The sequence below is a fragment of the Dietzia timorensis genome, from assembly GCF_020742175.1.
Taxonomy (GTDB): domain Bacteria; phylum Actinomycetota; class Actinomycetes; order Mycobacteriales; family Mycobacteriaceae; genus Dietzia; species Dietzia timorensis_A.
Window position 1 is genome coordinate 1 of record NZ_DYXM01000127.1, and the last position, 23,833, is coordinate 23,833.

Sequence of the window (23,833 nt, forward strand, 5' to 3'; positions counted from 1 at the left end):
CGTCTGGTTCGACGAGACCACAGCCGGGGCCGTGACCACCGCAGCGCTTGTCTACCACCGGTTGTTCAACCCGATCGGTGCCATCGTCGGACTGTTCGACGAGATGCTCTCCGCCGGCGCTTCACTCACGCGCATGGTCGGGGTCATCCAGGCGGCGGACAACCCGCAATCGCCGGCCCACGGTTCCGCAGAACAGGGGAGGGGCGCTGTGACGGGCGCAGACGCCGCGCTAGTCCTGGGGTCTGTCGAGTTCACCTATCCGGCGTCCGGTGACGAGGCCGACGCGCACGAGCCGGTGCTGCACGGCGTCGATCTCGTGGTGCCATCCGGCAGCGTGATTGCCGTTGTGGGAACGACCGGCTCGGGTAAGACGACCATGGCCAAGATCGCCGCAGGCATCCTCACGCCGTCTGCCGGTACGGCGCACTTCGCCGGCCGGCCGTTGGCCGACTTCGCGGAACCGGAGCTGCGGGCGCACGTGTGCATGGTGTCCCAAGAGGTGCACACCTTCGTCGGAACCGTCCACGACAACGTCGCCCTCGCTAAGCCGTACGCAGACGCAATAGAAGTAGAGGATGCGCTGCGCGCGGTGGGCGCCGATTTCGCGTTCTCGCTACCCGACGGGCTCGACACCGAGATCGGCGACAGCGGCCATCGTCTTTCGCCGATGGAGGACCAGCTCCTCGCGCTCGCCCGCGTGCAGCTCGCCGATCCGGACCTCGTGGTCCTCGACGAGGCCACCGCCGAGGCGGGTTCGTCCGGCGCGCGGGCGCTGGAAGCCGCCGCCGCGAAGGTGCTCGACGGTCGGGCTGGACTTGTCATCGCCCATCGCCTCAACCAGGCACAACACGCCGATCGGGTCGTCGTTATGGAGCACGGCCGCATTGCCGAGCAAGGTACTCACGACGAGCTCGTCTCTGCGGGCGCCCGGTACGCAGAGCTCTGGGAGGCGTGGAATCTATAGCTCGGCGGGAGCGCCACGCTGCCACGAAGGAATATCCGTGCACTCCCGCCGGTTTTACGTGATATGACAACAATCGACGTTCGACGCGCAGACGACCGAACTTTCCAGCGGATCGACGGCATCCACAGCCGATTCTCGTTCGCGTTCGCGGGAAACTTCGATCTCGCCGCGGGGGCCCACGGCACGCTCATGGTGCACAACGACGACGAAATCGATGCGCTCATGGGCGTCGACCCGCACACGCACACCGATGCCGAGATCGTCACCTGGGTGCTCGACGGGCGAATCGAGCACGCCGATTCCGCGGGGCATACCGGCGAGATCTCCGCCGGCTGGATCCAGCGCATCTCCGCAGGGAAAGGCATTCGCCACACGGAGCGCAACCCGGACAAGGCGAACAAGGTCCACGTCCTACAGATGTGGGCCGCCCCCGACACCTCCGGCCTCGAACCCGAGTACGCGCAGGTCGACCTCAACGAACAACTCGACTCCGGCGAGCTCGTCACCGCGCTGTCCGGTATCCCGGGCGAGGACCCCGGCGTCGGCATCCACAATCGCTGGACCGCGCTCGATATCGCCCGTCCCCGTCCCGGAGCGGTGCTCGACGTCAAGGCTGCGCCATTTCATCACGTGTTCCTCGCCCGTGGCTCCGCGCGCGTTCTTATTGACGACGCCGATGCCGATTCGCCGGTCGATCTCCGTCCCGGCGATGCGCTGAGGCTCACCGACGCTCCCGCGTTCCAGGTCGAGGCGATAGGCGAGGAGCCGGTCGAATTTCTCGTGTGGCGGATGCACGCGCACTTCTAGCCGCACGCGGCCTCAGCGGCGCCGGTCCAACGCCCGCAGGTACTTCCTCGTAAAGCCCAACTGAAAACGTCGCGCCACCGGCCCGCCGAGTCTCGACCACCACGTGGCCGGGCGAGAGAACGCGCGAATGTGCATCTCGACGTCATCGTCGTCGCGCCACACCACGGAGAATCGCTCCTCGCCCGACTCGGGATGGCCAGGCAGCGTGCCGTAGGCGAAACCTTTCTCGCGCTCGTCGTCGATGACGTAGACGACGCGACACGGTGCGCTGATCTTCAGGGGGCCGACCCCGAGGCCGAGTCGGACCTCGACCCCTACGGCGGCGCGCGGGGTCTCCAGACTCACAACGATCCCGGCGCGACGGTGCATTTCCCAGCCCGCGAGCTGCTCGGCGGCCCGAACGAAATCCTCGCGGCCGGAGCCGATCGTCCGAGTTCGCACGACGTGGTGGTAACCGCCGGGAAGATCCGCCGCGGCTGTCGCGCCGTCATCGGGGTAGGTGAACCTGGTGGTCACAGCTTCCGCTTCTCACGTGGTCGAGGGTGTCGCTTTCCCATGTGCATAGAAGCGTGTTCCGACATCTCGATCGTGTGCGGCGCGCTCATTCCTCGACCGTAGCGGCTCGAGTTTCTGCGAGAGGATTTCTGGCTACGGTCTTGGGCTACGGCGGGTTCCCGCCAATGCGGTGCGGCAGGACGAGAAAATGAACAAAGGCGCAGGACCTGTGGGACCTGCGCCTTTGAGAAAGTGGAGCGAGTGACGGGAATCGAACCCGCGTATCCTGCTTGGAAGGCAGGGGCTTTACCATTAAGCTACACTCGCGTCTTCGCTGCTAGAGGCGATAAACCCGAGGTTTCTCGCCAGCGGGGAAGGGGTCTCGCGACGCCGTCATCCTCCGAAAACCTTTGGATGAAAGCGAAGCGACAACCAGCAACGGCTATCCCGCTGCGGTACACAGTACCCAAACACCGGGGCGCGCTCCAAACTTCCTGGCCCATTTACTCGTTGGGGACGTGCTCGCGTAGCATGGGGGCGTTGCGTTCGCGCGACGCGAGTTTTGCGTGCCCACCTCGGAATACTCCGGTGCGCTCCGATCGTTGGAGTGAGGGCGGAGAACTCGGGGAGACCGGGATGTGGCGCAGCTTGGTAGCGCATCCGCTTTGGGAGCGGAGGGTCGCAGGTTCGAATCCTGTCATCCCGACGGCTGTGGCGTCGCTCGGTAAACGAAAGGCGCCGCTTTTTAGCAAGTACGCGCCATGCGCGTGTGACGAGAAAAAGTTACGTATTAAGGAGAACATTCGCTGTGAAGAGCAACGTTGAGCAGTTGGCCCCGAGCCGAGTAAAGATGACCGTCGAGGTGCCGTTCTCCGAGCTCGAATCGGACTTCGACGCCGCTTATAAGGCACTCGCCGGCCAGGTGAACGTCCCCGGCTTCCGCCCGGGCAAGGCCCCGGCCAAGTTGATCGAGGCCCGCGTCGGTCGCGGCTCGGTGCTGCAGCAGGTAGTTAACGACATGATTCCCGCCCGCTACTCCGAGGCGCTCGGTGAGAACGACATCAACCCGCTCGCTCAGCCCGAGATCGAGGTGACCAAGATCGAGGACGGCGACGTCGTCGAGTTCGTCGCCGAGGTCGATGTGCGCCCGGACTTCACCGTTCCCGAGGCCTCGTCGCTCACCGTCGAGGTTCCCGAGCTCGCCACCTCCGATGAGGATGTCGACGCCGAGCTCGACAACCTTCGCGCCCGCTTCGGCACCCTCAGCGGTGTCGAGCGTGCCGCCGCGAAGGGCGACTTCCTTTCCATCGATCTCGCTGCGACGGTCGACGGCAAGCCCGTCGAGGAGGCCACCACCGAGGGCCTGTCCTACGAGGTTGGCAGCGGCACTCTCCTCGATGGTCTAGAGGAGGCTGTCCAGGGTCTTTCCGCCGGTGAGTCGGCCGATTTCACCACCAAGCTCGTCGCCGGCGAGCACGCCGGTGAGGACGCGACGGTCACCGTGAAGGTGAACTCGGTGAAGGAGCGCGAGCTCCCCACCGCAGATGACGACTTCGCGCAGATGGCCTCCGAGTTCGACACTCTCGACGAGCTGAAGGAGGACCTCAAGAAGCAGGTCGCCGAGCGCGCCGAGGGCACCCAGGCCGAGGCCGTCCGCGATGCGGTCCTCGAGGCACTTCTCGAGAAGGTCGACTTCGAGGCGCCGGAGGGCGTCGTCGACGCCGAGGCCCACCAGCAGCTGCACTCGCTGTTCGGCGAGGCCGCCCACAACGACGAGACGATCAACTCCGTACTCGAGGCGCAGGGCACCGACCGTGAGACCTTCGACAAGGAGGTCAAGGAAGGTGCGGAGCGTTCCGTGCGCACCCAGCTCGTGCTCGATAAGGCCGCCGAGGACGCGGAGATCGAGGTCAACCAGGACGAGCTGATGCAGCACATCATGTTCCAGGCCCAGCGCAACGGCATGGACCCGAACCAGTTCCTGCAGCAGATCGCCCAGAACAACCAGGTCGGCGCAATCTACGCCGATGTCCGTCGTTCGAAGGCCCTCGCCGAGATCATCCTCGCCGCGAAGGTCACCGACACCGCCGGCAACGACATCGACACCGAGAAGTACTTCGGTGCGGCCGTCGACTCCGAAGACGATGCCGCCGACGACGCTTCGACGGAAGACGCCTCCGGCGACGACGAGTAGGAACGCCATTAGGCGCCTCGTTGAAATGGCGCCCGGCCGATTGGCCCTGCGATCCCGGATGAACCCGGAACGCAGGGCCTTTCGCGTACCTCCGACGTCATATATGGGATCGGTAGGCACGCTTAGAGCGAACACCGGCGTGCGAGGGACTTTCCCCGCGCCGAATTTGGTTACTGTCGAAGACAGATCACCGACGACGCGGCGCACCTTGTGCGCGCGGCGCAACAACGATAGGTAGGTACAACGTGACTAGCGAACTGATCAGGCCGCAGGCGAGCGCCCCGGCGAACGGACTCAACCTGTCCGATTCGGTTTACGAGCGTCTCCTCAGCGAGCGAATTATCTTTCTCGGCACCCAGGTCGATGACGACATCGCCAACCGCCTGTGCGCGCAGATGCTGCTCCTCGCCGCCGAGGACCCCGAGCGCGATATCTCCCTTTACATCAACTCGCCCGGCGGCTCGGTGACGGCCGGCATGGCGATTTACGACACCATGCAGTTCATCCAGTGCGACGTGTCGACGTACGTGATGGGCATGGCCGCCTCGATGGGGCAGTTCCTGCTCACCGCAGGCACGAAGGGCAAGCGCTATGCCCTGCCGCACGCGAAGGTGATGATGCACCAGCCGTCCGGCGGAATCGGCGGCACGGCCTCCGACATCGCCATCCTCGCCGAGCAGCTGTCGCTGACGAAGAAGGAACTGACCGAGCTCAACGCCAAGCACACGGGACAGTCGGTGGAGACGATCCTCGAAGACTCCGACCGCGACAAGTGGTTCAACGCGAGCGAGGCGCTCGACTACGGATTCGTCGACCACGTCGTCGAACACGCCCCGAAGCGCTGACGGCGCACGCCAGCAGAATTCATTCTCGAACACTTTCTTTGATTCGGAGTTATCAATGAACACCCCATTCAGCGGTCAGGAGCGCCCGAGCATCATCACGCCGAGCTCGCGCTACGTGCTCCCGGAATTCTCGGAGAAGACGGCCAACGGCGAGCGGATAATGAACCCGTACGCCAAGCTCTTCGACGAGCGCATTATCTTCCTCGCCACCCAGGTCGACGACGCCTCCGCGTCCGACGTGATGAGCCAGCTGCTGGTTCTCGAGGCGATGGACCCGGACCGGGACATCACGATGTACATCAACTCGCCCGGTGGCTCGCTCACGGCGTGCCTGGCGATCTACGACACGATGCAGTACGTCCGCCCGGACATCACCACCGTGTGCCTCGGCATGGCGGCCTCCGCTGCCGCCGTGCTGCTCGCCGCGGGCTCGCCGGGTAAGCGCGCCGCGCTGCCCAACTCGACCATCCTCATCCACCAGCCGCGCGTCCAGGGTGGCTCGCGCGGCATGGCCTCGGACATCGAGATCGAGGCGGCGGAGATCGAGCGCAAGCGCAACAAGCTCGATGAGATCCTGTCTCACCACACCGGCCAGACGACCGAGCGCGTGCGCGAGGACACCGATCGCGACAAGTACATGACCGCGGACGAGGCCAAGGATTACGGCCTCGTGGACGTGGTCTTCGACTACCGCAAGGCCAGCAGCTAACGCTGCCGGCTTGAGCCTTCCGCCTGCGTGGCGGGGGCAATCCACCGACCCGGCGGCGCGCCGCCCCGATGGGGAGCGCGCCGTCGGGTCAAATATTTCTCATGAAGACGTGGCCAGTAGCCTTTGGCTATGCGGCGGCGTACCGTCTAATAAGAATGACCAGGGCTTACGCTTTGTAGCTCGGGTGAGCGTTCGGAAAGTTAGGGCAAGAGAGTTCATGGCACGAGTCGGAGAGACTAACGACCTGCTCAAGTGCTCTTTCTGCGGGAAGAGCCAGCGACAAGGAATCAAGAAGCTCATCGCCGGGCCCGGGGTGTACATCTGCGATGAGTGTGTCGAGCTGTGCAACGAGATCATCGAGGAGGAGCTGGGCGAGGCCGCCTCGAACCCGGACCTTGAAGATCTGCCCAAGCCCATGGAGATTCACGGCTTCCTGGACGAGTACGTCATCGGCCAGGACAGCGCCAAGCGCGCGCTCGCCGTTGCCGTTTACAACCACTACAAGCGCACCAGGCGTGGAGCCGATAAGGCCCTCGGCGTCGAGCTGTCCAAGTCGAACATTCTGATGCTCGGTCCGACCGGTTGCGGCAAGACCTACCTTGCGCAGAACCTCGCGAAGATGCTCAACGTACCGTTCGCCATCGCCGATGCCACCGCGCTCACCGAGGCCGGGTACGTCGGCGAGGATGTCGAAAACATTCTGCTCAAGCTGATCCAGGCCGCGGACTACGACATCAAGAAGGCCGAGCAGGGGATCATCTACATCGACGAGGTCGACAAGATCTCCCGTAAGTCGGAGAACGCATCGATCACCCGCGATGTGTCCGGAGAAGGCGTGCAACAGGCGCTGCTCAAGATTCTCGAGGGCACGCAGGCCAGCGTTCCGCCGCAGGGCGGACGTAAGCATCCGCACCAGGAACTGCTCCAGATCGACACCTCGAACGTGCTGTTCATCGTCGCAGGCGCCTTCCAGGGGCTCGAGAAGATCGTCGCTCAGCGCACAGGCAAGCGGGGCCTCGGCTTCGGCGCAGAGGTCGCCTCGGTAAAGGCGAACGAGGAAGACAACTTCGACGATGTCCTCCCGGAGGACCTTGTGAAGTTCGGTCTGATTCCCGAGTTCATCGGCCGCCTTCCCATCGTCGCGTCGGTCAAACAACTCGATCGCGAGGCGTTGATCTCGATTCTCTCCGAGCCGAAGAACGCTCTGGTCAAGCAGTACTCTTCGCTCATGGAGATGGATGGTGTCGACCTCGAATTCTCCGATGACGCGCTCGAGGCAATCGCCGACCAGGCGCTGCATCGCGGGACGGGCGCACGTGGACTGCGCGCGATCATGGAAGAGGTTCTCGGCCCGGTGATGTACGACATCCCATCGCGCGAGGACGTCGGCAAGGTAGTGGTGACCGGAGAAACCGTTCGCGAGAACATGCTCCCCACCATCGTCCCGGCGAGCCAGATCGAAAAGGATAACTCGGGCGAAGAGAAGTCGGCCTGACTTTAATTATCCTGGCCAGGATAAATAGTTAGCCCACTCGAGACGGGTTAGAGGCCGGTGAGCGGTTTAATCGCTCACCGGCCTCTCGCTTTTCGAGGTATCTGGCAGACGCCACCTAGGGGCGGTGGATAGTCGCTCCGGTAGATTCTTGAACCTCGTCGAATTCGACGCCGGGTGCGAGCTCGACAAGCTCCAACCCTCGATCGGTGACGTCAAGCACCGCAAGATTGGTAACGATGAGCGAGACGCAACCGCGGCCGGTCAGAGGTAGCGTGTTCTGTTCGAGGATCTTCTGCTGTCCCTTGCGGGTGACATGATCCATCATCACGATGACGCGCCCGGCGCCGTGGACAAGGTCCATCGCGCCGCCCATTCCCTTGACCATCGCGCCCGGAACCATCCAGTTGGATAGATCGCCGGTCTGGCTCACTTGCATGCCGCCGAGGACTGCGACGTCGACGGCGGCTCCGCGGATCATTGCGAAGGAATCCGAGGACCCGAAGAAGGCGGCACCGGGAAGGACCGTGATGGTCTCCTTGCCTGCGTTGATGAGCTCGGGGTCGAGCTCGTCCTCGGTGGGGTAAGGGCCGACGCCGAGCACACCGTTCTCGGAATGGAGGATGACCTCCGTCCCCTCAGCGATGTATCCGGGGATGAGCGTCGGCATCCCGATGCCGAGGTTGACGTATTGTCCGTCGGTGAATTCCTTGGCGACCCGTGCCGCCATCTCCTCATGGGACCAACTCATTGGCGCACCGTCCTCAACTCGATTCCCGTGTCCTGCCTGCCGACCGGCACGACGCGCTGAACGCGGATGCCGGGCACGTGTACGTCCTCGGGCGCGATCTCGCCTGGCTCGACGAGGTGCTCGACCTGGGCGATGGTGATCGCGCCGGCGCCGGCGCAATCCGGATTGAAATTCCGCGCGGTACCGCGGAAGCAGAGGTTGCCAAGCCGGTCGCCCTTGTATGCGTGTACCAGGGCGTAATCGGTGCGGATCGCCTCTTCGAGAACGAACAGTTCGCCGCCGAACTCCCGGGTTTCCTTGGGGACGGACGCCTCGGCGATGCCTCCATCGCCGTCATACCTAATGGGTAGTCCGCCCTCTGCGACCTGCGTGCCGACACCGGCAGGGGTATAGAAAGCCGGAATCCCCGCGCCGCCCGCGCGCATGCGCTCGGCGAGCGTGCCCTGAGGGGTGAGCTCGACGGAAAGTTCGCCGGACAGATACTGCCGCGCGAACTCCTTGTTGGAACCGACGTAACTGGCGATCGTCCGCGAGATGCGGTGAGCTTCGAGCAGCTTGCCGAGTCCGAAGCCGTCGAGCCCGCAATTGTTACTCACGGTCTTGAGGTCGGACGCTCCCTGTTCCAAGAGCGCGTCAATGAGGATGGCGGGAATGCCAACCAAACCGAAACCGCCCACGGCGAGAGAAGCGCCATCGGGGATGTCGGCGACGGCTTCCGCCGCCGACGAGAAGACTTTGTTGATCATGTCACACACCATAGGATGAATTCGCAATGCACACAAGTGTGCAATAGGCGAACACGGTGTGATTTCCCCTGGGGTGTTGCCGCGTCAATCGCACTCAAGTGGGAGGTGGGTCACAATTATCGACAAAGTATGTTTGAATAGTGGCTATACGTTCGTATGTTGAACCTGGAGGTGCCGTCATGATGCTGGCGAGCTTGTCGTATGAGCTTCACGAGCCGACGAAACGGTCAGCGGCGGGAGATTCCACCGTCTTGCTGCTCGGTTCCCTCGGCTCGGATCGATCGATGTGGTCCGAGCAGGTGCGTGCACTGGCGCAGTCGTTTCGCGTGCTCGCCGTCGATCTCCGCGGGCACGGGGGATCGGAAGTCGTCAACGGGGCCTCTACAGTTGAAGAACTGGCGTTGGACATCGTGTCCGTCATCGACAGCCTCGAGATCGACAGGGTGCACATGGCGGGGCTTTCGCTCGGCGGGGCAGTAGCTCTCGAGATGGGAATTCGTTATCCCGAGCGGCTCGATTCGCTCGCGTTGATCTGCACATCGGCCAAGTTCGGCGAGTCGCAAGCCTGGCTGGATCGAGCCGCGCTAGTTCGCAAGGATGGGATGGAAGCGGTGGCGAACTCGGTGGCGTCGCGCTGGGTGTCGCAGGGCAAGGCCGAGGCGTCCCCGGAGTTGATGGCGCGGCTCGAGCGCATGGTCCTTGCCACTCCAGCCGAGGGGTATGCCTCCGCGTGCGAGGCGCTGGCGTCCTACGATGTGCGCGACGAGCTCGGATCCATCAAGACCCCGGTCGTCGGCGTCGCGGGCGCGGACGACCCGGCAACCCCTCCGGCATCTGTGCAGGAGATCCTCGACGGGATCGGCCACGGCCGCCTCGTCGTACTCGAGCCCGCGGCACACGTGCCGACTTTCGAACAGTCCGAGCAGTTGTCCGACATCCTGCAGAAGCACGTGCTCGACAACCTCGGGGAGACGCGATGGTGAAGGCGTCGCAGCCGCAGCCGAACGGGAAGGTGGCGGGCACCGAATTCGTCCAGTCTCTCGCCCGCGGGCTCGCCGTGATCCGCACATTCGACGCGGAGAACCCTCGGCAGAGCCTGTCGCAGGTTGCCCGCTCCACCGGTTTGTCCCGCGCGACAGCGCGACGATTCCTGCTCACCCTCGTCGATCTCGGGTACGTCGATTCGGACGAGTCACAATTCTGGTTGACGCCGAAGGTCCTCGAGCTCGGATATAGCTATCTTTCGTCGATGCCGCTCACCGAGGTCGCCGCGCCGCACCTGGAAAAGCTACGTTCCCGGCTCGGGGAATCGTCGTCGGTGTCCATTCTCGACGGCACCGACATCGTTTATGTCGCCAGGGTGCAGGTCCGCCGGATCATGACCGTCGACATCACGATCGGCACCCGTTTCCCCGCGCACGCGACCTCGATGGGCAAAGTTCTTCTCGCGAGCCTCAACGAGACCGACTTCGCGAGCTATCTCCGCCGGGCCACCGAACGAGACGAGCCCGGCAGGCCCGGCTTCGACGAGGCCACCCTCCGCGGCGAGATCGAGGCCGCGCGCAAACGTGGCTGGTCGATGACCGACCAGGAACTCGAGCCAGGACTGCGCTCGCTTGCCGCGCCGATCAAGGACGAGTCCGGCGCGACGGTCGCAGCGATCAACATCTCCACCCACGCGATGCGCTACACGCTCGATCAACTGCACGACGATTTCGTTCCCGCCCTGCTCTCCGCGGCGTCCGCGATCAGTGAAGACCTCGCGACCGTGAACCGGTAACGCACGCCCTCCCTCACCCCTCGGAATCTCCCGAAAGGACCTTTCCCCATGCCCGATGCCGTCATCTGTCTACCCCTGCGAAGCCCCGTGGGACGATTCGGCGGCGCGCTGAAGACCGTGCCGGTCGAATCGCTCGCCGCAACCGTGCTCACCGCGCTCGTCGAGCGCTCCGGCATCGACCCCGAGCACATCGACGACGTGATTCTCGGGCAGGGCTATCCCAACGGCGAAGCGCCGGCCCTCGGCCGCGTCGCGGCGCTCGACGCCGGCCTGGGCATCGATGTGCCGGGGATGCAACTCGACCGCCGCTGCGGTTCGGGGCTCCAAGCTATTCTCACCGCCGCGGCCCACGTCTCTTCCGGTGCTGCAGACCTCATCGTCGCAGGCGGCGCTGACTCGATGAGCAACGCCGAGTTCTACACCAACCCGTCGCCGCGCTACGGCATCCGGGGCGACGGAGTACAGCTTGCCGACCGCCTCGCTCGCGGCCGTCTGACCGCCGGCGGAAAGAATCATCCCGTCCCCGGCGGAATGATCGAGACCGCGGAGAATCTCCGCGAGCACTATTCGATCGGCCGCGCCGAGCAGGACGCGCTCGCCGCCCAGTCACATCAGCGAGCGGTCGCGGCGCAGGAGGCCGGGAAGTTCGCGCGCGAGATCGTTCCCATCGACGTGCCGCAACGTAAGGGCGACCCCGTCACCGTCGACATCGACGAGCATCCGCGTGCCGACACCACCGTCGATTCGCTGTCGCAGCTGCGCGCGATACGGTCGAAGATCGACCCGAAATCCACCGTCACCGCGGGCAACGCCTCGGGCCAGAATGACGGCGCCGCAATGGCAATCGTCACGACGATGGAGAAAGCGAAGGAACTCCGCCTCGAGCCGGTGGTCCGGCTCGCCGGGTGGTCCGTCGCCGGAGTCTCCCCGGAGACCATGGGCATCGGCCCGGTCCCGGCGACCGCGAAGGTCCTCGGCCGTCTCGGGCTCGAGCTTGGCGATATGGACGTCATCGAGCTCAACGAGGCCTTCGCCGCTCAGGCACTGGCCGTTCTGCGCGAATGGAAAATGGGCCCCGAATCGGAACACCTCAACCCCAACGGGTCCGGAATTTCGCTTGGTCACCCGATCGGAGCGACAGGCGCGCGCATCCTGGCAACGCTGTGCGGGGAGATGACACGCCGCGATGCACGCTGGGGACTGGAGACGATGTGTATCGGCGGCGGGCAAGGTCTTGCCGCCGTGTTCGAGCGAGTCGGGTAGCGCCCAAGCGCGAATAATGGCTCAGGGCTTGAGGAAGTCGACGAGCGCCGCGTTGTACTCATCCGGGCACTGCAGGTTGCACATGTGTGCGGCGCCTTCAATGCTCACTCGCGTCGCACCGTCGATGCCGTCGGCAAGCTGTCCGACGACCTCGGGAGGCGTGGAACCGTCTTCGGTAGCGGACACGACAAGCGTCGGAGCGGAGATCTCGCCGAGGCGATTGCGGGTATCGAATCCGGCGAGCGCCTCGCAGCACCGCGCATAGCCGACGGGATCGGTTTCCACGAAGTTTCGGTGGATGTTCGAGATGACGTCGGGGTGCGTGTCCGCCCAGTCCGGGGTGAACCACTTCGACATCACGGGACCGACGAGCGAGTCCAGCCCCGAATTCCGTGCGGTGTCGATCCGCTGCCGCCATGCGTCGGCTTCGCCGAATTTCGGCGCGGTCGAGGAAAGCACGAGCCGCTCGACCCGCTCGGGTGAACTCAGCGCCAACTCCTGGGCGATAGCGCCACCGATGGACAGGCCGACGACATGCACGGAGGCGATCTCGTTCATATTGAGCGAGCGAATCACGTCCTGCGCCAGATCCGCCATCGTCGTGGGCTCGTCGAGCACCTGCGAATCGCCATGCCCGCGGATATCGATTGCGTAGACGGGGCCGATGGTGTTGAGCGCCTCGATCTGTTCTCTCCACATCGAACGCTTCGATCCGAGTGAGCCGAGGAGCACGATCGGGATATCAGGGATCCCGTCGGGCACGGAATTGGTGGGGAACGAGTCCAGGGCGAGCATCGCGTTGGCCATGGCCCCAAGGTACCCCGAGCTCGCACCCACGAAGTCGATCCCTGCGCCGGTGCCGCCGCCGCGACTACTCTCGCCTGTAGAAGCCTCACCCACGAAGTGGGGCGCGAGAAGTCAGTGAAGTGGATGGAGGACCCTCCTGATGAGCGAACCGACCCGGGAAACCGCACACGTTGTCACCGTCACCGGCGCAGCCGGCCAGATCGCATATTCACTGCTCTTCCGGATCGCCGCAGGCGAGATCTTCGGCCCGCGGGTCCCGATCCGGTTGCGGCTCCTCGAGATTCCCTCGGCGGTCGGCGTCGCCGAGGGCGTTGCCATGGAGTTGGAGGACGCTGCGTTCCCGGCGCTGGAGTCCGTGTCGGTGACCTCGGATGCCTCGGAGGCTTTCGACCGTGCCAACGTCGCTTTCCTCGTGGGCGCCAAGCCTCGCGGGCTCGGAATGGAGCGAGCCGACCTGCTCACCGCGAACGGCGCCATCTTCCGTACTCAGGGGCAGGCAATCAATGCGGGCGCGGCGGACGACATCCGGGTCCTGGTCGTCGGAAACCCGGCCAACACCAACGCGTTCATCGCCGCCAATCACGCACCGGACGTGCCCGCGGACAGGTTCACCGCGCTCATGCGGCTCGACCACAACCGGGCGCTGAGCCAGCTCGGAGACAAGCTCTCGGTGCCCACGACCGCGCTCGACGGCATGGTCGTGTGGGGCAACCACTCACTGAGCCAGTTCCCGGACACGACGTATCTGACGGTCGACGGAAACCCGGTGTCCGGCGACCTCGACACGCGGTGGATCGAGGAGGATTTCATTCCGCGCGTGGCCGGTCGGGGCGGGGAGATCATCAAGGTCCGAGGGTCTTCGTCCGCCGCGTCGGCGGCGTCGGCGGCCGTCGACCACATGCGCGACTGGGTGCAGGGCGGCGAGAACGGGAGCCGCGATAGCTGGACCACGGTGGCGATGGTCTCCCGCGGGGATTACGGCATCCCCGAGGGGCTCGTGTGCGGCCAGCCCGTCCGTTCGGTCGGCGGACAACTCGAAGTCGTCCCGAACCTCGAGATCTCGCCGTGGCAGCGCCAACGCATCGACGCCTCGGTTGCCGAACTCATCTCCGAGCGCGAGGCGGTCGCCTCCCTCGGTCTACTCTGACCGCGACCCGCGCCCGCCGCGATCGTGCGCGGATCAGTCGGCGTCGTTCCTGCGGTCGATAAGCGCCCACACCGCGAGCCCGGCGGCTACGCCCCAGAACGGCGCACCGATCCCGAACAGCGACTGGTCGGCGACTGTCACGAGGAAGCACGACAGCGGGCCGAACCAGCCCACTCGGGAGAAGGCCGTCGCGAACGCGCCGCACAGCGGGACGAGCATCGCCAGCCCGGCGAGGGCGGCGAGAAACTCGGCCGGAGTTCGCAGGATTACCCCGACGAAGGCGGGCGCGAGGATGCCGACAACGATCGCGCCGACCCCGGTGACGATGGCCGCAGCCCAGTGACGATCCGCCGGTTTCCCGGCCACAATGAGCGCGTTCGTCGGTCCGGTCAGGCAGCTGGACACCGCTCCCAAAGGCGCGACGAGAACGGACCACACGCCGGAGAGAATGGCGCTCGCCGTCACTGGTGGATGGTGTCCGGTTCCGCGAAGCACGGCGACGCCCTGCCCGTTCTGCACGACGATGACGGTGATGGCGAGCGGCAACACGAGTTCGGCCGCCGCGCGGAACGTGAACTCCGGCGCGTGGAGCATCGGCGTCGCCAGAATCCCGAGGGTCGGGTCTCCGGCGTTCCATTGTCCGGCAGCTGTGACGGCGACGATGCCGACCACCATGGCGGCGAGAACCGGCGGGATCTTGGAACCGAGCCGGGGGAGCGCGACGAGAACGGCGAACGCGATCGCCATCGGAACGGTGAGCAGGGGAGCGTCCCACAGGGAGTGGATAAGATCGAGCCCGAAGCTCAGGAACACGCCGGCGACCATCGCCATGACGATCGGTAGCGGCAGTAACTCCATGAACCATTTGGCCAGTCCGGAAACGCCGAGAATGGTGATGAGGGCGCCGGTGACGAGGTACGCGCCGACCACCTCCGACAGGCTGAGATGGCCGAGCGAGCTACCGACGATGACGGTGCCGGGGATGGTCCAGAAGAACGCGAGCGGAGTGCGGTAGATCCAGCTGGCAAGAACGGTGAGGATGCCATTGCAGAAGAAGACGCCGAAGATCCACGACGAGATCTCGGCGCCGTTCATGCCGCCCTGATGGCCCGCCGCCATGATGAGTGCGACGGGTCCGGTGGCGGAGAACAACAATGCGATGAGACCGTCCGCGAGCTGCCGGGGTCCGAGCGCGCGAACGAGATCGCGCGGGCGGGGTCGCGTGTGGTGCGGCTTTTCCGGCAGGTGCAGTGCGGTGGTCATCGAGGTTCCTAATCGCTGATCTCGGCGGCATACATCGCCGCGAGCTCGCTCCGGCCGCGGATGCCGAGCTTCGCGTAGATGCGGGTCAGGTGGTACTGGATGGTTTTGATGCTCAGGTAGAGCTCGTCGGCAACTTCGGCGTTGCTGTGCCCCGCCGCCACCAGGGAGGCGACGGCTTTCTCCTGGGGAGTGAGGTCCTGGCGCGGCCCGCGCTCGACGTTGACGCCGCCGGCCTTGCGCTCTCGGTCGCACCGCCGGACGTACACGGCCGCGCCGAACTGCTCGTACAGGTCTCGGGCCATGCCCAGCGAGTGGTCGGCCTCCTTGCGCCGTCCCGCGCGCCGTAGGGTCTGGCCTGCGGCGAAATGGAGTCGCGCGAGTCGGTAGGGAATCCCGAGCGGCGACACTCGCTCGATGGAGGAGTCGAGCAGCGCCTGCATCTCCTCGTGCTCGCCCCGGATGCCGGCGATCCGCGCGCGCACGGATTCGATCGAGGCCAGCGTCGTCGCATGCCCCACGCGTTCGGCGCGTCGCCACATGGGGTCGATGAGGTTCTCGGCCTCGCGGATCCGGCCGCCGAGGACGAGCGCGTGCGCGTACAACTCGAACCACGGCCAGTAGCCGGGTTGGTCGAAGTCGACGTCGTGGCCGAGCGCGGCCAGGGGAGCGCCGGCGCGGCGGACCTCGGCGTAGTCGCCGCGCGAGGCGGCGACCTGGATCGCGGCCATCGCCGACGGGATCGTCTGCAGCGGATAGGAGTCCACCGGCGGGTTGAGGTGCACGATGTGGCGGGACGCACCCACCGGGTCGTCGCGCATGGAGCGAATCATCGCGCCGGTGCCATGGACGAGGGGTGCAAGCAATTCCAGTCCGAGGTCGGACACGCGCCGAGCCGCGGTTTCGATGATGCGGATCGCCTCGTCCCAAGTGCCGAGGAGAAAATGGGTATAGGCGAGCCAGGCCTGCGCCTGGATCGTGATGCGCTCGGAGCTCTTCTCAGGGGAGATGGCCAGCGCCGACTCGAAGTGGCGCCGCGCCTTCGCAGGCTCGTCGGCGGCAAACGCGCCCCAGCCGGCCGCGAGTTCGAACCGTTGGACGTAGCCGCTGTGCACGGCGAAACCGCTGTTGTCGGTGTCTGCGTACTTCGGATCGTCGGAGGAGGAAATCAGCGTCGCCAGGCCGCCGATCGCGCGCGCGGCCTGTGTCGACGGGATGTCCACGGCGCTGTCGAGCGCGGCGATTTCCGACCAGTGCAGCATGTCCGTGGGGTTCCAGGAAGCCAGCGCGTGCATCACGAATTTCGAGGCGAGCGAGGTCACCCCGGCGTGCCCGCGGTCGCCGAGGGACTCCCGCGCCCGCTCGAGCAGCATCGTCGCCTCCGACTTTTTCCCGCGCATCACCGCGAGGTAACCGAATACCGCGTCGCGTTCGGGAGAGGGCGCGGCCGACTGCATGGCCGTGGACATGTACGTCGCCTCGTCGATGTGGCCCGCCTCGATGAGGCTGTCGACGCCTTCTCGGCGCCGCCGCATCGCGCTTTCGGGGGAGGGATCCAGGCGCGCGGCGGTGAGCAGGGTCCGCGCCGCCGAATACCAGTCGCCGTCATCGGCGAGCTCGGCGGCGCGCGAGGCATGGCGGTCGGCGAGTTCCTGGTCCTGCCCGGTCGACAGTGCGGCCAGGTGCGCGAGCGAGGAATCGAGGTTGTTGTCGGCGAACAGCTCCGCCGCCCGCTGATGTAACTGGCGAATCCTCGTGGGTGGGAGCGAGGCGAGCACGATATTCCGATCGAGTGGCGCCGAGAAACGCACCCACGTCGCACCGGGATCGGCGTGGACGGTGAGGATGTTCGCCTCGCACAGCGGATCGAGTTCCGCCGCCAGGGATTCGGCATCGCCGATCCCCGAGAACACCGCCAACTCGTCCCATGACGTCGACGTTCCGAGCACCGCTACATGCTCGGCGAGCGAGCGGCTCGCGTCATCGAGCCCGTCGAGCTTCGCCCTCGTCGGCGCCGCGATGTGAGCCGGAACCGGGATCTGCTCGAGTGACGTCCAACCGGTGGCAGCCAGGTGTTCGATCATCGAGATCGTAGTCGACGGCTCGCCGGCGGTGAGGGCGAAGATCGATCGCGCGAGTTCTTGCGGGGCGTCGATGCCCGTGTGCTGCCCAAGTAGAGAGCGCACCTGGCCGAGGCGGAAGTAGGGCACGACGATGTCGGTGTCGGCCAGTTCGCGGGTCAATGAGGCGGACGGGGACGTCACCGAATCGTCGACGAGCAGGATGACCAGAACATTTGACCGCGGTGCGAGCTGCAGCGCCGTGCCGAGGGTCTTGAGCGAGGCGGGGTCGGCAAAGTGGGCGTCGTCGATAACGATCAGGGTGCCGGGTTCGCTCGCGCCGATCGCGCCGGCGATGAGGTTCTGCGCCTCGAAACCGGTGATCCGCGCGTTCTTCCCCGAGTGGCGGCTCGGCGCAGGTAGGCGCTCGATCAGGCGCTGCGCGACCCAGCCGGGAGACTCGGTCTCCCAGCTGAGCGCCCGAACCGCGTAGATGGCGCGGCCGGCGAGCGCGCTCATCGCGTCTTCGAGTAGCCGCGTCTTTCCTCCGCCTTCCGGCGCCAGGATTCGCACGACCCGAGAGCGGCGCGTCTGCGCGCGGTCGAGCTCTTCGACAATGGCGTTGATGGCCGGATTGGTGGCGACGTGGCGTCCGATGTCCATGGACTGCTCCCTGACGAAATCTGAGTCGGCGAACGCGCGCCCGGCCACCGCTGTCACGGCCGGGCGGCGCGCGATATGTCGTCTATTGTCGCTATCCCTGGTCACCTCCGGCGACAGGAATCACAGATCCGTCGATGTAGCTTGCCTCGCTCGAGGCGAGGAAACAGATCGGGGCGGCCTGCTCGTGTAGGGTTCCGTACCTCTTGAGCAGGGAGGAGTCGACGGTCTGGTCGACGATCTCCTGGTACCAGCGCCGTTCGGTGTCCGAGTCCGGCGCGCCACCGCGCGCGATCTTCCGCTCCGGCGCGAGCGTGCCGCCGGGCGCCGTGGCAACGACGCGAACGCCGTGGGGTGCGGATTCGAGCGCGAGCGCCGCGGTGATTGCGTTGACGCCGCCCTTCGACGCCGCGTAGGGCACGCGATTCACCCCGCGGGTGGCGACCGAAGAGACGTTGACGATAGTCCCCGCGCCCGCGGCGACCATCGCCGGCAGGAATGCCCGGCACATCCACAGCGTCGGGAACAGCGACCGCCGGATCTCGGCCTCGATCTGCTCGGGGGAGTACTCGGAATACGGGCGCGCCCAGATCGTTCCGCCGACGTTGTTGATAAGCACGTCGACCGTGCCGGCCTTCTCGGCCACCGCTTCCGCGCCCTCCCAGGTTTCGAGGTCCGCGCAGAGGGGATCGGCACGTCCGCCGTCATTCGCGAGCGAGGAGATCCGTGCGCATGCGTCCTCTACAAGTGTCGAGCGGTCCACGGCTATGACGTGTCCGCCCTCCATCGCGATACGCGCGGCGACGGCCATGCCGATGCCCTGGGCGGCGCCGCTCACGACGGCCCGCGCTCCGCGAAAACGGCCGGGGCTCACGATGGGAGGGGACAGCGGGTCATCTGAGGAGACCGGCGCGCTCACTCGGAGTCCTCCATCTGGATGACGGCGGCGTGCATTGTTTCCTTGGCGTGCTCGGTGTGGTGGCGCACGATGTAGCGCGCGGCGTCCCTGTCGTTGGTCTCGAGCGCCTCGACGAGCTGGAGATGCTCGGCGACGATGTGCTCGGAAACCCAGTTCGCGGGCGGGAGCACCGTGTTCATGTACTTGGTGACCTCCAGCGAACGGTAGGCGTGCAGCAGCGAATCGTTCGACGTACATACGAAGAGGTACTCGTGGAAGGCGTTGTTCGTCTTCGTGAATGCCTCGGCGTCGACGAAGGTGTTGCCGTCGATGTATGCGTTCGCGGACTGGGCGAGCGCACGGAATTCGTTGATCTCCTGCTCGCTGAGCCTGCCGATGACCAGCTCGAGTGCACCGAACTCCAACGCCATGCGGGCATCGAACTGGGCATCGGAGCTCGCGGCGAGCGACAGGTGCTGCTCGCCCCGCTCAAAGCCGGGGCCGGAGACGACGGTGGTCGCACGATCGTCCTCGACCTTGGTGACCGTGACGGTGTCCTTCGCCGCGTCCTCGGTGCTGGTGCCGGCGGCCGGGGTGAACTTCTCGTAGTAGAAGTTCACCGGCGTCGTCCCGACGGAGTCGAGGTGCTCGCGCACGGAATCGACCATCGGCGGCGGCCCGCACAGGTACACGTCGATCTCGCCGTCGCGGAGCTGCTCGGCGCCCATCAGCGAGGTGACGTAGCCGATGTGCTCGTGCCCGGAATCGGGATCGGAGACCACGGTGTCGTAGGTGAAGCGGGGATTATCGGCCTTGAACGCGTCGAGCTCGTCCAGGCCGACGAGATCGTCGACCCGGGAGACGCCGTAGATCAGGTGAACCTCGCGCTCGTCTCCATCGCACAGCGACCGGAGCATCGACAGGATCGGCGCGAGCCCGGTCCCGCCGGCGAGCAGAAGCAGCGGGCGGTCGGCCTCGCGAAGGAAAAAGCTGCCCATCGGCCCGGTCAGCTCGAGCTCGTCGCCGACGTCGCACCGCTCTTCGAGATAGGTGGTCATGACGCCGCCGGGCGTGTTGCGAATGAGGAAGCTCAACTCCTCCTCGCTTGTCCCATTCGAGAACGAATACGAACGGGCGGCGTCGGCGCCGGGAACGGACACGTTGACATACTGGCCGGGCAGAAACGCGAGCGATTCGCGATTCTCGACCTTCATCCGCAGCGAGAACGTGGACTCGGAGACCTTCTCGACGCCGGTCACGGTCGCGGTGCTCGCCGACGGTGCGGTCTTTGCCACATCGGAGGTGGTCGGGATGTTGATGACCATGTCCGATTCCGGCAGGGCCTGGCACGGCAGGCAGTAGCCCTGCTCGAGCTCGTCCTCCGTCATGGCGTCGTCGATGAAATCGCCCGGGTCGAATGTGCCCGATTCGCAGAACGACTTGCAGGTTCCGCACGCGCCGTCGCGGCAGTCGAGCGGGATATTGATGCGCGCCTTATAAGAGGCGTCGGCGACGGTTTCGAACGGGTTGACGGTGATGAACCGGGTCACCCCGTCCTCGAAGCTCAATGCGACTTGGTGTGACATATCGCGGGTCCTTTGAGAGTGGGTCGTCGTCTGGTGGCGGCAAGCGTCGAGCGCGGCCTAGACCATGTAGACGTCGACGATGTGGTGGATGTAGTCGTTCTTGAGGACGACCTTCTTCGACGCGATCAGCGGAGAGTCCCCACGCACATCGAGGGTGTAGAACGACGTTCCGAAGTAGGAGTCGGTCGTGTTGTAGCGGAAGTAGTGCGAGATCCAGTTGAAGCGGATGTCTATCTCGCCCTCGCGCTCTTCGAGAAGTTCGACGTTGGAGATCGTGTGTCCGGTGCGGGGCTCGGGGAGCGAGGTCGCGCTTGAGCGATCGGTGCGGATGCGGAACACGCGATCTTCGATACCGGAGCGATCCGGGTAGTAGATCAGCGAAATCTCCTTTTGCGGATCGCGAGTGAGCTCTCCGTCGTCATCCCATGCCGGCATCCAGAACGGGGCGTCCTCGCGGTATAGCTCGATCCAGCGTTCGAAGTCACGGTCGTCGAGTAGGCGTGCCTCGAAGTAGAGGAAGGCCTCGATGTCCGCGCGGGACACGTTCGTGTTGATCTCGGTGGTGGTCAATGGTGTGCCGGGAGTGGCAAGAGAGGTGGTCATGGCGGGTCTCCTGGGTGTCTGGCCGTGCTGAGGGCAGGGCCGACGAGGCGAATGGGCGGGCGCTGGGAAAGTGGCGGGACGTCGAGTCCTATTCGGACGCCAGTTCCTTCTCGCTCTCGAGCGCGGAATTCATCGAGTTGAGCCAGTAGCCGTGCTGGATCGGGTACAGGCCCTCGTCCTCGGTTCGCGCTCCGGAGGACAGCACGTTGTCGAGGCCGATGCCCTTGGCGACCTCGTCGGGCCCGTCGACCTGGTGCATCGAGCCGCGGGTCATGTCGTTCCACGGGGCCTTGGTGGCCATGTAGGTCTTCTGGCAGGAACGGAATTCCTCGAGATCGTCCGGGGTGGCCATGCCTGTGGCGTTGAAGAAGTCCTCGTACTGGCGGATCCGGTTCGCGCGGGCCGCGTCGCTTTCGCCCTTGGGGGCGATGCAGTAGATCGTCACCTCGGTCTTGTCGACGGAGATCGGCCGGAAGTGGCGGATTTGCGAGGAGAACTGGTCCATGAGGTACACGTTCGGGTACAGGCACAGGTTCCGCGAAGCGCCGACCATGAACTCGGCCTTCTTCTCGCCGAGCTCGGCGGCGAGCTGCTCGCGCTTTTCGAACAACGGGCGGTCCTCGGGGTTGCCCCACCACATCCACAGCAGGAGGTGGCCGTGCGGGAAGCTGTAGTATCCGCCGCCCTGCTTGCCCCAGGTGCCGGCGTCCATTGCGCGGGTCTCGTTCTTCGATTCACCCGAGGAGCGCCGTGCCGTGGTCGCCGCGTAGTTCCAGTGGGTGGCGGAGACGTGGTAGCCGTCGGCACCGTTCTCGGCCTGGAGCTTCCAGTTGCCGTCGTAGGTGTAGGTCGACGCGCCGCGAATCACCTCGAGGCCCTCGGGAGACTGGTCGACGGTCATGTCGATGATCTTGGTGGCGTCGCCCAGGTGCTCGGCGAGCGGGACGACGTCGGGGTTGAGGCTGCCGAAGAGGAACCCGCGGTAGCTCTCGAAGCGGGCGACCTTGCGCAGATCGTGGGAGCCCTCGGTGTTGAACTGTTCGGGGTAGCCGGCGCCGCGAGGATCCTTGACCTTGAGCAGCTTGCCGTTGTTGGAGAACGTCCAGCCGTGGAACGGGCAGGTCAGCGTCTTCCGGTTATCGGTCTTGCGTCGACACAGCATCGCGCCGCGGTGCGAGCACGCATTGATGAGGCAGTTGAGCTCGCCCTCCTTGTCTCGGGTGATGACGACGGGCTGGCGGCCGATGGTGGTCGTGAAGTAGTCGCCGATCTCCGGGACCTGCGATTCGTGGGCGAGGTACACCCAGTTGCCCTCGAAGATGTATTTCATCTCGAGCTCGAACAGGTCCTCGTCGGTGAAGATCGTCCGGTTGGCGCGGATGATGCCTTCCTCCGGGATGTCCTGGATGGCATTGGACAGGGTGCCCTCGAGGGACTCGAGTCGGGTCGTCACGGCGTTGCTTCCTTCCTTCGTGCGGGATCGCCGACGGGGTGGTTCAACCGGGCAGGGCGTCGGCGTGGTGTCACCACAATCACACGCAGTGACTCGCGACACACTAGGTAAATGCCTAGCCTTTCCCTAGGGTGGTGTGTTCGCCTGTCGAACCAAGGGGGCTGCGCAAGTCGTTGGGCCTGCGCAAACGTGAATGTTCGCAGCGCTAAGGTGTGCACAAAATGCATTAAATACTAAAAGAGTGCAGAAATAAGGGTTTGACGAAGTGTGTGTCTCAGCGCACAGTTAAGGCAGTTGGACGACGAAAAAGTGATCGCATTCCACATCTGCCCGATGGGTCACCAGTCGCCGACGGAGCGCAGTTTCCCAATTGCGAAACCATCCACCGTCATGTGAGGAGTAACCGTGACTACCGCAGTTCCCACCGCCTCGGGCTCAGGCAACGCCGCCACCGCCAAGTTCCGTACCAATGAGGTCACCGCGGACACCTCGACCGACCGTGCCGCGGCGATCTACAAGGACGTGCTCGGCAAGCTCAGCGAGGTCATCTACGAACACGAGGTCACCTACGACGAATACCGCGTGCTCAAGCAGTGGCTCATCGCCCTCGGCGAGGGAGGCGAATGGCCGCTATGGCTCGACGTGTTCCTCGAGCACTTCATCGAGGACTCCAACAGCCGAATCTTCGACGGGACCAAGGGCTCCATCGAGGGCCCGTACTACGTGCCGGATGCGCCGAATCTCGGTTCCGACGCCGCGCTTCCCATGCGCGACGACGAGGACGGTACAGCACTGATCTTCCAAGGCCAGGTTCGCGACCTCGACGGCTCGCCGATCGAGAACGCCTCGGTGGAAATCTGGCACGCCGACTCCGCCGGCTACTACTCGCAATTCGACGACGGACTCGGCATCCCCGAGTGGAACCTTCGTGGCACCTTCTCCACCGATGCCGACGGCAATTTCAAGATCCACACGATGCAGCCCGCGCCGTACCAAATCCCGCACGACGGCCCCACCGGCGCCTTCGTCCGGTCCTATGGCGGACACCCCTGGCGCCCGGCGCACCTGCACCTCAAGGTCACCGCACCCGGCAAGCGCCTGATCACTACGCAGCTGTACTTCCAGGGCGGCGACTACGTCGACGATGACGTCGCCGGCGCAGTCAAGCCCGACCTGATCCTCGACCCGCAGCCCGGCGCAGACGGCGTGAATGTCGTCAATTACGACTTCGTGCTCGACCCCGAAAGCGAAGGCCGCTTCGTCGCCTGATGCCAGCTTCGAGCCCGGTGCCGCAGTCGATACAACGGCGCCGG

At 65.3% G+C, this 23,833-nt stretch carries 21 protein-coding genes and 2 tRNA genes; 12 read left to right on the forward strand and 11 right to left on the reverse strand.

All coding sequences use genetic code 11. The annotated features are described in order from the left end of the window. Positions 1 to 964: ABC transporter ATP-binding protein (locus K8V11_RS06875; RefSeq protein WP_303911990.1), on the forward strand; the 964-nt coding region annotated here is incomplete at its 5' end. A 63-nt stretch (positions 965 to 1,027) separates the two neighbouring features. After that, entirely contained in the window at positions 1,028 to 1,771 is a 744-nt protein-coding gene (locus tag K8V11_RS06880; RefSeq protein ID WP_303911991.1) for a pirin family protein, read from the forward strand. Between the two features lie 12 nt (positions 1,772 to 1,783). Here K8V11_RS06880 and K8V11_RS06885 read toward each other — a convergent pair whose 3' ends face one another. Further along, positions 1,784 to 2,287 (reverse strand): DUF1990 family protein, encoded by a 504-nt coding sequence (locus tag K8V11_RS06885; RefSeq protein WP_303911992.1) that lies wholly within the window; start codon positions 2,285 to 2,287, stop codon positions 1,784 to 1,786. Between the two features lie 232 nt (positions 2,288 to 2,519). Beyond that, positions 2,520 to 2,593, reverse strand: a tRNA-Gly gene (locus K8V11_RS06890). A gap of 305 nt (positions 2,594 to 2,898) precedes the next feature. Between K8V11_RS06890 and K8V11_RS06895 the strand changes: the two genes are divergently transcribed. From K8V11_RS06895 to clpX, 5 genes are all read left to right on the forward strand, one after another. Next, a tRNA-Pro gene (locus K8V11_RS06895) sits at positions 2,899 to 2,972 on the forward strand. Between the two features lie 102 nt (positions 2,973 to 3,074). After that, positions 3,075 to 4,460 (forward strand): trigger factor, encoded by a 1,386-nt coding sequence (gene tig / locus K8V11_RS06900; RefSeq protein ID WP_303911993.1) that lies wholly within the window; start codon positions 3,075 to 3,077, stop codon positions 4,458 to 4,460. A gap of 245 nt (positions 4,461 to 4,705) precedes the next feature. After that, positions 4,706 to 5,305, forward strand: coding sequence for an ATP-dependent Clp protease proteolytic subunit (locus K8V11_RS06905; protein ID WP_067471435.1), 600 nt, complete (start codon positions 4,706 to 4,708; stop codon positions 5,303 to 5,305). Positions 5,306 to 5,360: 55 nt separating this feature from the next. Then, complete coding sequence (locus K8V11_RS06910; RefSeq protein WP_067471438.1) at positions 5,361 to 6,014, forward strand: ATP-dependent Clp protease proteolytic subunit; 654 nt, start codon at positions 5,361 to 5,363, stop codon at positions 6,012 to 6,014. Positions 6,015 to 6,231: 217 nt separating this feature from the next. Continuing rightward, positions 6,232 to 7,509 carry an ATP-dependent Clp protease ATP-binding subunit ClpX gene (gene clpX, locus K8V11_RS06915; protein ID WP_303911994.1) on the forward strand — a complete coding sequence of 426 codons (1,278 nt, stop codon included), beginning with the start codon at positions 6,232 to 6,234 and terminating at the stop codon, positions 7,507 to 7,509. 115 nt (positions 7,510 to 7,624) lie between these two features. Here the strand turns inward: clpX and K8V11_RS06920 are convergent, their stop codons facing one another. Further along, the gene (locus K8V11_RS06920) at positions 7,625 to 8,257 is read right to left on the reverse strand and encodes a 3-oxoacid CoA-transferase subunit B (RefSeq protein WP_303911995.1); all 633 of its coding nucleotides are present in this window, start codon (positions 8,255 to 8,257) and stop codon (positions 7,625 to 7,627) included. Beyond that, positions 8,254 to 9,003: a CoA transferase subunit A gene (locus K8V11_RS06925; protein WP_303911997.1), complete on the reverse strand. Its 750-nt coding sequence runs from the start codon at positions 9,001 to 9,003 to the stop codon at positions 8,254 to 8,256. The genes K8V11_RS06920 and K8V11_RS06925 overlap by 4 nt, the downstream gene beginning before the upstream one ends. A gap of 179 nt (positions 9,004 to 9,182) precedes the next feature. Here K8V11_RS06925 and pcaD (K8V11_RS06930) point away from each other — a divergent pair, with 179 nt between their 5' ends. From pcaD (K8V11_RS06930) to K8V11_RS06940, 3 genes are read left to right on the forward strand one after another with little or no spacing between them, the layout of a single operon-like run. Next, on the forward strand, positions 9,183 to 9,986 hold the full coding sequence (pcaD, locus tag K8V11_RS06930) for a 3-oxoadipate enol-lactonase (RefSeq protein ID WP_303911999.1): 804 nt from the start codon (positions 9,183 to 9,185) through the stop codon (positions 9,984 to 9,986). Next, positions 9,980 to 10,783, forward strand: a complete 804-nt coding sequence (locus K8V11_RS06935; RefSeq protein ID WP_303912001.1) for an IclR family transcriptional regulator C-terminal domain-containing protein — start codon at positions 9,980 to 9,982, stop codon at positions 10,781 to 10,783. The genes pcaD (K8V11_RS06930) and K8V11_RS06935 overlap by 7 nt, the downstream gene beginning before the upstream one ends. A gap of 48 nt (positions 10,784 to 10,831) precedes the next feature. Further along, entirely contained in the window at positions 10,832 to 12,046 is a 1,215-nt protein-coding gene (locus K8V11_RS06940; protein WP_303912003.1) for an acetyl-CoA C-acetyltransferase, read from the forward strand. Positions 12,047 to 12,067: 21 nt separating this feature from the next. On the opposite strand, the gene pcaD (K8V11_RS06945) is transcribed toward K8V11_RS06940, so the two are convergent. Beyond that, the gene (pcaD, locus tag K8V11_RS06945) at positions 12,068 to 12,853 is read right to left on the reverse strand and encodes a 3-oxoadipate enol-lactonase (RefSeq protein WP_303912005.1); all 786 of its coding nucleotides are present in this window, start codon (positions 12,851 to 12,853) and stop codon (positions 12,068 to 12,070) included. Positions 12,854 to 12,992: 139 nt separating this feature from the next. Between pcaD (K8V11_RS06945) and K8V11_RS06950 the strand changes: the two genes are divergently transcribed. Further along, positions 12,993 to 14,000: a malate dehydrogenase gene (locus K8V11_RS06950; protein ID WP_303912007.1), complete on the forward strand. Its 1,008-nt coding sequence runs from the start codon at positions 12,993 to 12,995 to the stop codon at positions 13,998 to 14,000. Positions 14,001 to 14,033: 33 nt separating this feature from the next. Here the strand turns inward: K8V11_RS06950 and K8V11_RS06955 are convergent, their stop codons facing one another. From K8V11_RS06955 to benA, 6 genes are all read right to left on the reverse strand, one after another. Beyond that, positions 14,034 to 15,263 (reverse strand): benzoate/H(+) symporter BenE family transporter, encoded by a 1,230-nt coding sequence (locus K8V11_RS06955; RefSeq protein ID WP_303912009.1) that lies wholly within the window; start codon positions 15,261 to 15,263, stop codon positions 14,034 to 14,036. A gap of 8 nt (positions 15,264 to 15,271) precedes the next feature. Continuing rightward, positions 15,272 to 17,983, reverse strand: coding sequence for a LuxR family transcriptional regulator (locus K8V11_RS06960; protein ID WP_303912010.1), 2,712 nt, complete (start codon positions 17,981 to 17,983; stop codon positions 15,272 to 15,274). A gap of 91 nt (positions 17,984 to 18,074) precedes the next feature. Next, positions 18,075 to 18,869 (reverse strand): 1,6-dihydroxycyclohexa-2,4-diene-1-carboxylate dehydrogenase, encoded by a 795-nt coding sequence (locus K8V11_RS06965; protein ID WP_303912036.1) that lies wholly within the window; start codon positions 18,867 to 18,869, stop codon positions 18,075 to 18,077. A gap of 26 nt (positions 18,870 to 18,895) precedes the next feature. Further along, positions 18,896 to 20,464, reverse strand: a complete 1,569-nt coding sequence (gene benC / locus K8V11_RS06970; protein WP_303912012.1) for a benzoate 1,2-dioxygenase electron transfer component BenC — start codon at positions 20,462 to 20,464, stop codon at positions 18,896 to 18,898. Between the two features lie 57 nt (positions 20,465 to 20,521). Continuing rightward, positions 20,522 to 21,067 carry a benzoate 1,2-dioxygenase small subunit gene (gene benB / locus K8V11_RS06975; RefSeq protein WP_303912014.1) on the reverse strand — a complete coding sequence of 182 codons (546 nt, stop codon included), beginning with the start codon at positions 21,065 to 21,067 and terminating at the stop codon, positions 20,522 to 20,524. An 88-nt stretch (positions 21,068 to 21,155) separates the two neighbouring features. Next, complete coding sequence (gene benA / locus K8V11_RS06980; RefSeq protein ID WP_303912038.1) at positions 21,156 to 22,487, reverse strand: benzoate 1,2-dioxygenase large subunit; 1,332 nt, start codon at positions 22,485 to 22,487, stop codon at positions 21,156 to 21,158. 438 nt (positions 22,488 to 22,925) lie between these two features. Here benA and catA point away from each other — a divergent pair, with 438 nt between their 5' ends. Next, the gene (gene catA / locus K8V11_RS06985; protein ID WP_303912017.1) at positions 22,926 to 23,789 is read left to right on the forward strand and encodes a catechol 1,2-dioxygenase; all 864 of its coding nucleotides are present in this window, start codon (positions 22,926 to 22,928) and stop codon (positions 23,787 to 23,789) included. Positions 23,790 to 23,833: the final 44 nt, after the last annotated feature.

Excerpts from the sequence above, each read along its gene's own strand:
- K8V11_RS06940 (WP_303912003.1), top strand. The coding sequence starts at position 10,832 with ATGCCCGATGCCGTCATCTGTCTACCCCTGCGAAGCCCCGTGGGACGA.
- K8V11_RS06960 (WP_303912010.1), bottom strand. The coding sequence starts at position 17,983 with ATGGACATCGGACGCCACGTCGCCACCAATCCGGCCATCAACGCCATT.
- pcaD (WP_303912005.1), bottom strand. The coding sequence starts at position 12,853 with ATGGCCAACGCGATGCTCGCCCTGGACTCGTTCCCCACCAATTCCGTG.
- benC (WP_303912012.1), bottom strand. The coding sequence starts at position 20,464 with ATGTCACACCAAGTCGCATTGAGCTTCGAGGACGGGGTGACCCGGTTC.
- K8V11_RS06920 (WP_303911995.1), bottom strand. The coding sequence starts at position 8,257 with ATGAGTTGGTCCCATGAGGAGATGGCGGCACGGGTCGCCAAGGAATTC.
- clpX (WP_303911994.1), top strand. The coding sequence starts at position 6,232 with ATGGCACGAGTCGGAGAGACTAACGACCTGCTCAAGTGCTCTTTCTGC.
- benB (WP_303912014.1), bottom strand. The coding sequence starts at position 21,067 with ATGACCACCTCTCTTGCCACTCCCGGCACACCATTGACCACCACCGAG.
- K8V11_RS06910 (WP_067471438.1), top strand. The coding sequence starts at position 5,361 with ATGAACACCCCATTCAGCGGTCAGGAGCGCCCGAGCATCATCACGCCG.
- K8V11_RS06925 (WP_303911997.1), bottom strand. The coding sequence starts at position 9,003 with ATGATCAACAAAGTCTTCTCGTCGGCGGCGGAAGCCGTCGCCGACATC.
- K8V11_RS06935 (WP_303912001.1), top strand. The coding sequence starts at position 9,980 with ATGGTGAAGGCGTCGCAGCCGCAGCCGAACGGGAAGGTGGCGGGCACC.
- K8V11_RS06955 (WP_303912009.1), bottom strand. The coding sequence starts at position 15,263 with ATGACCACCGCACTGCACCTGCCGGAAAAGCCGCACCACACGCGACCC.
- K8V11_RS06950 (WP_303912007.1), top strand. The coding sequence starts at position 12,993 with ATGAGCGAACCGACCCGGGAAACCGCACACGTTGTCACCGTCACCGGC.
- K8V11_RS06880 (WP_303911991.1), top strand. The coding sequence starts at position 1,028 with ATGACAACAATCGACGTTCGACGCGCAGACGACCGAACTTTCCAGCGG.
- pcaD (WP_303911999.1), top strand. The coding sequence starts at position 9,183 with ATGATGCTGGCGAGCTTGTCGTATGAGCTTCACGAGCCGACGAAACGG.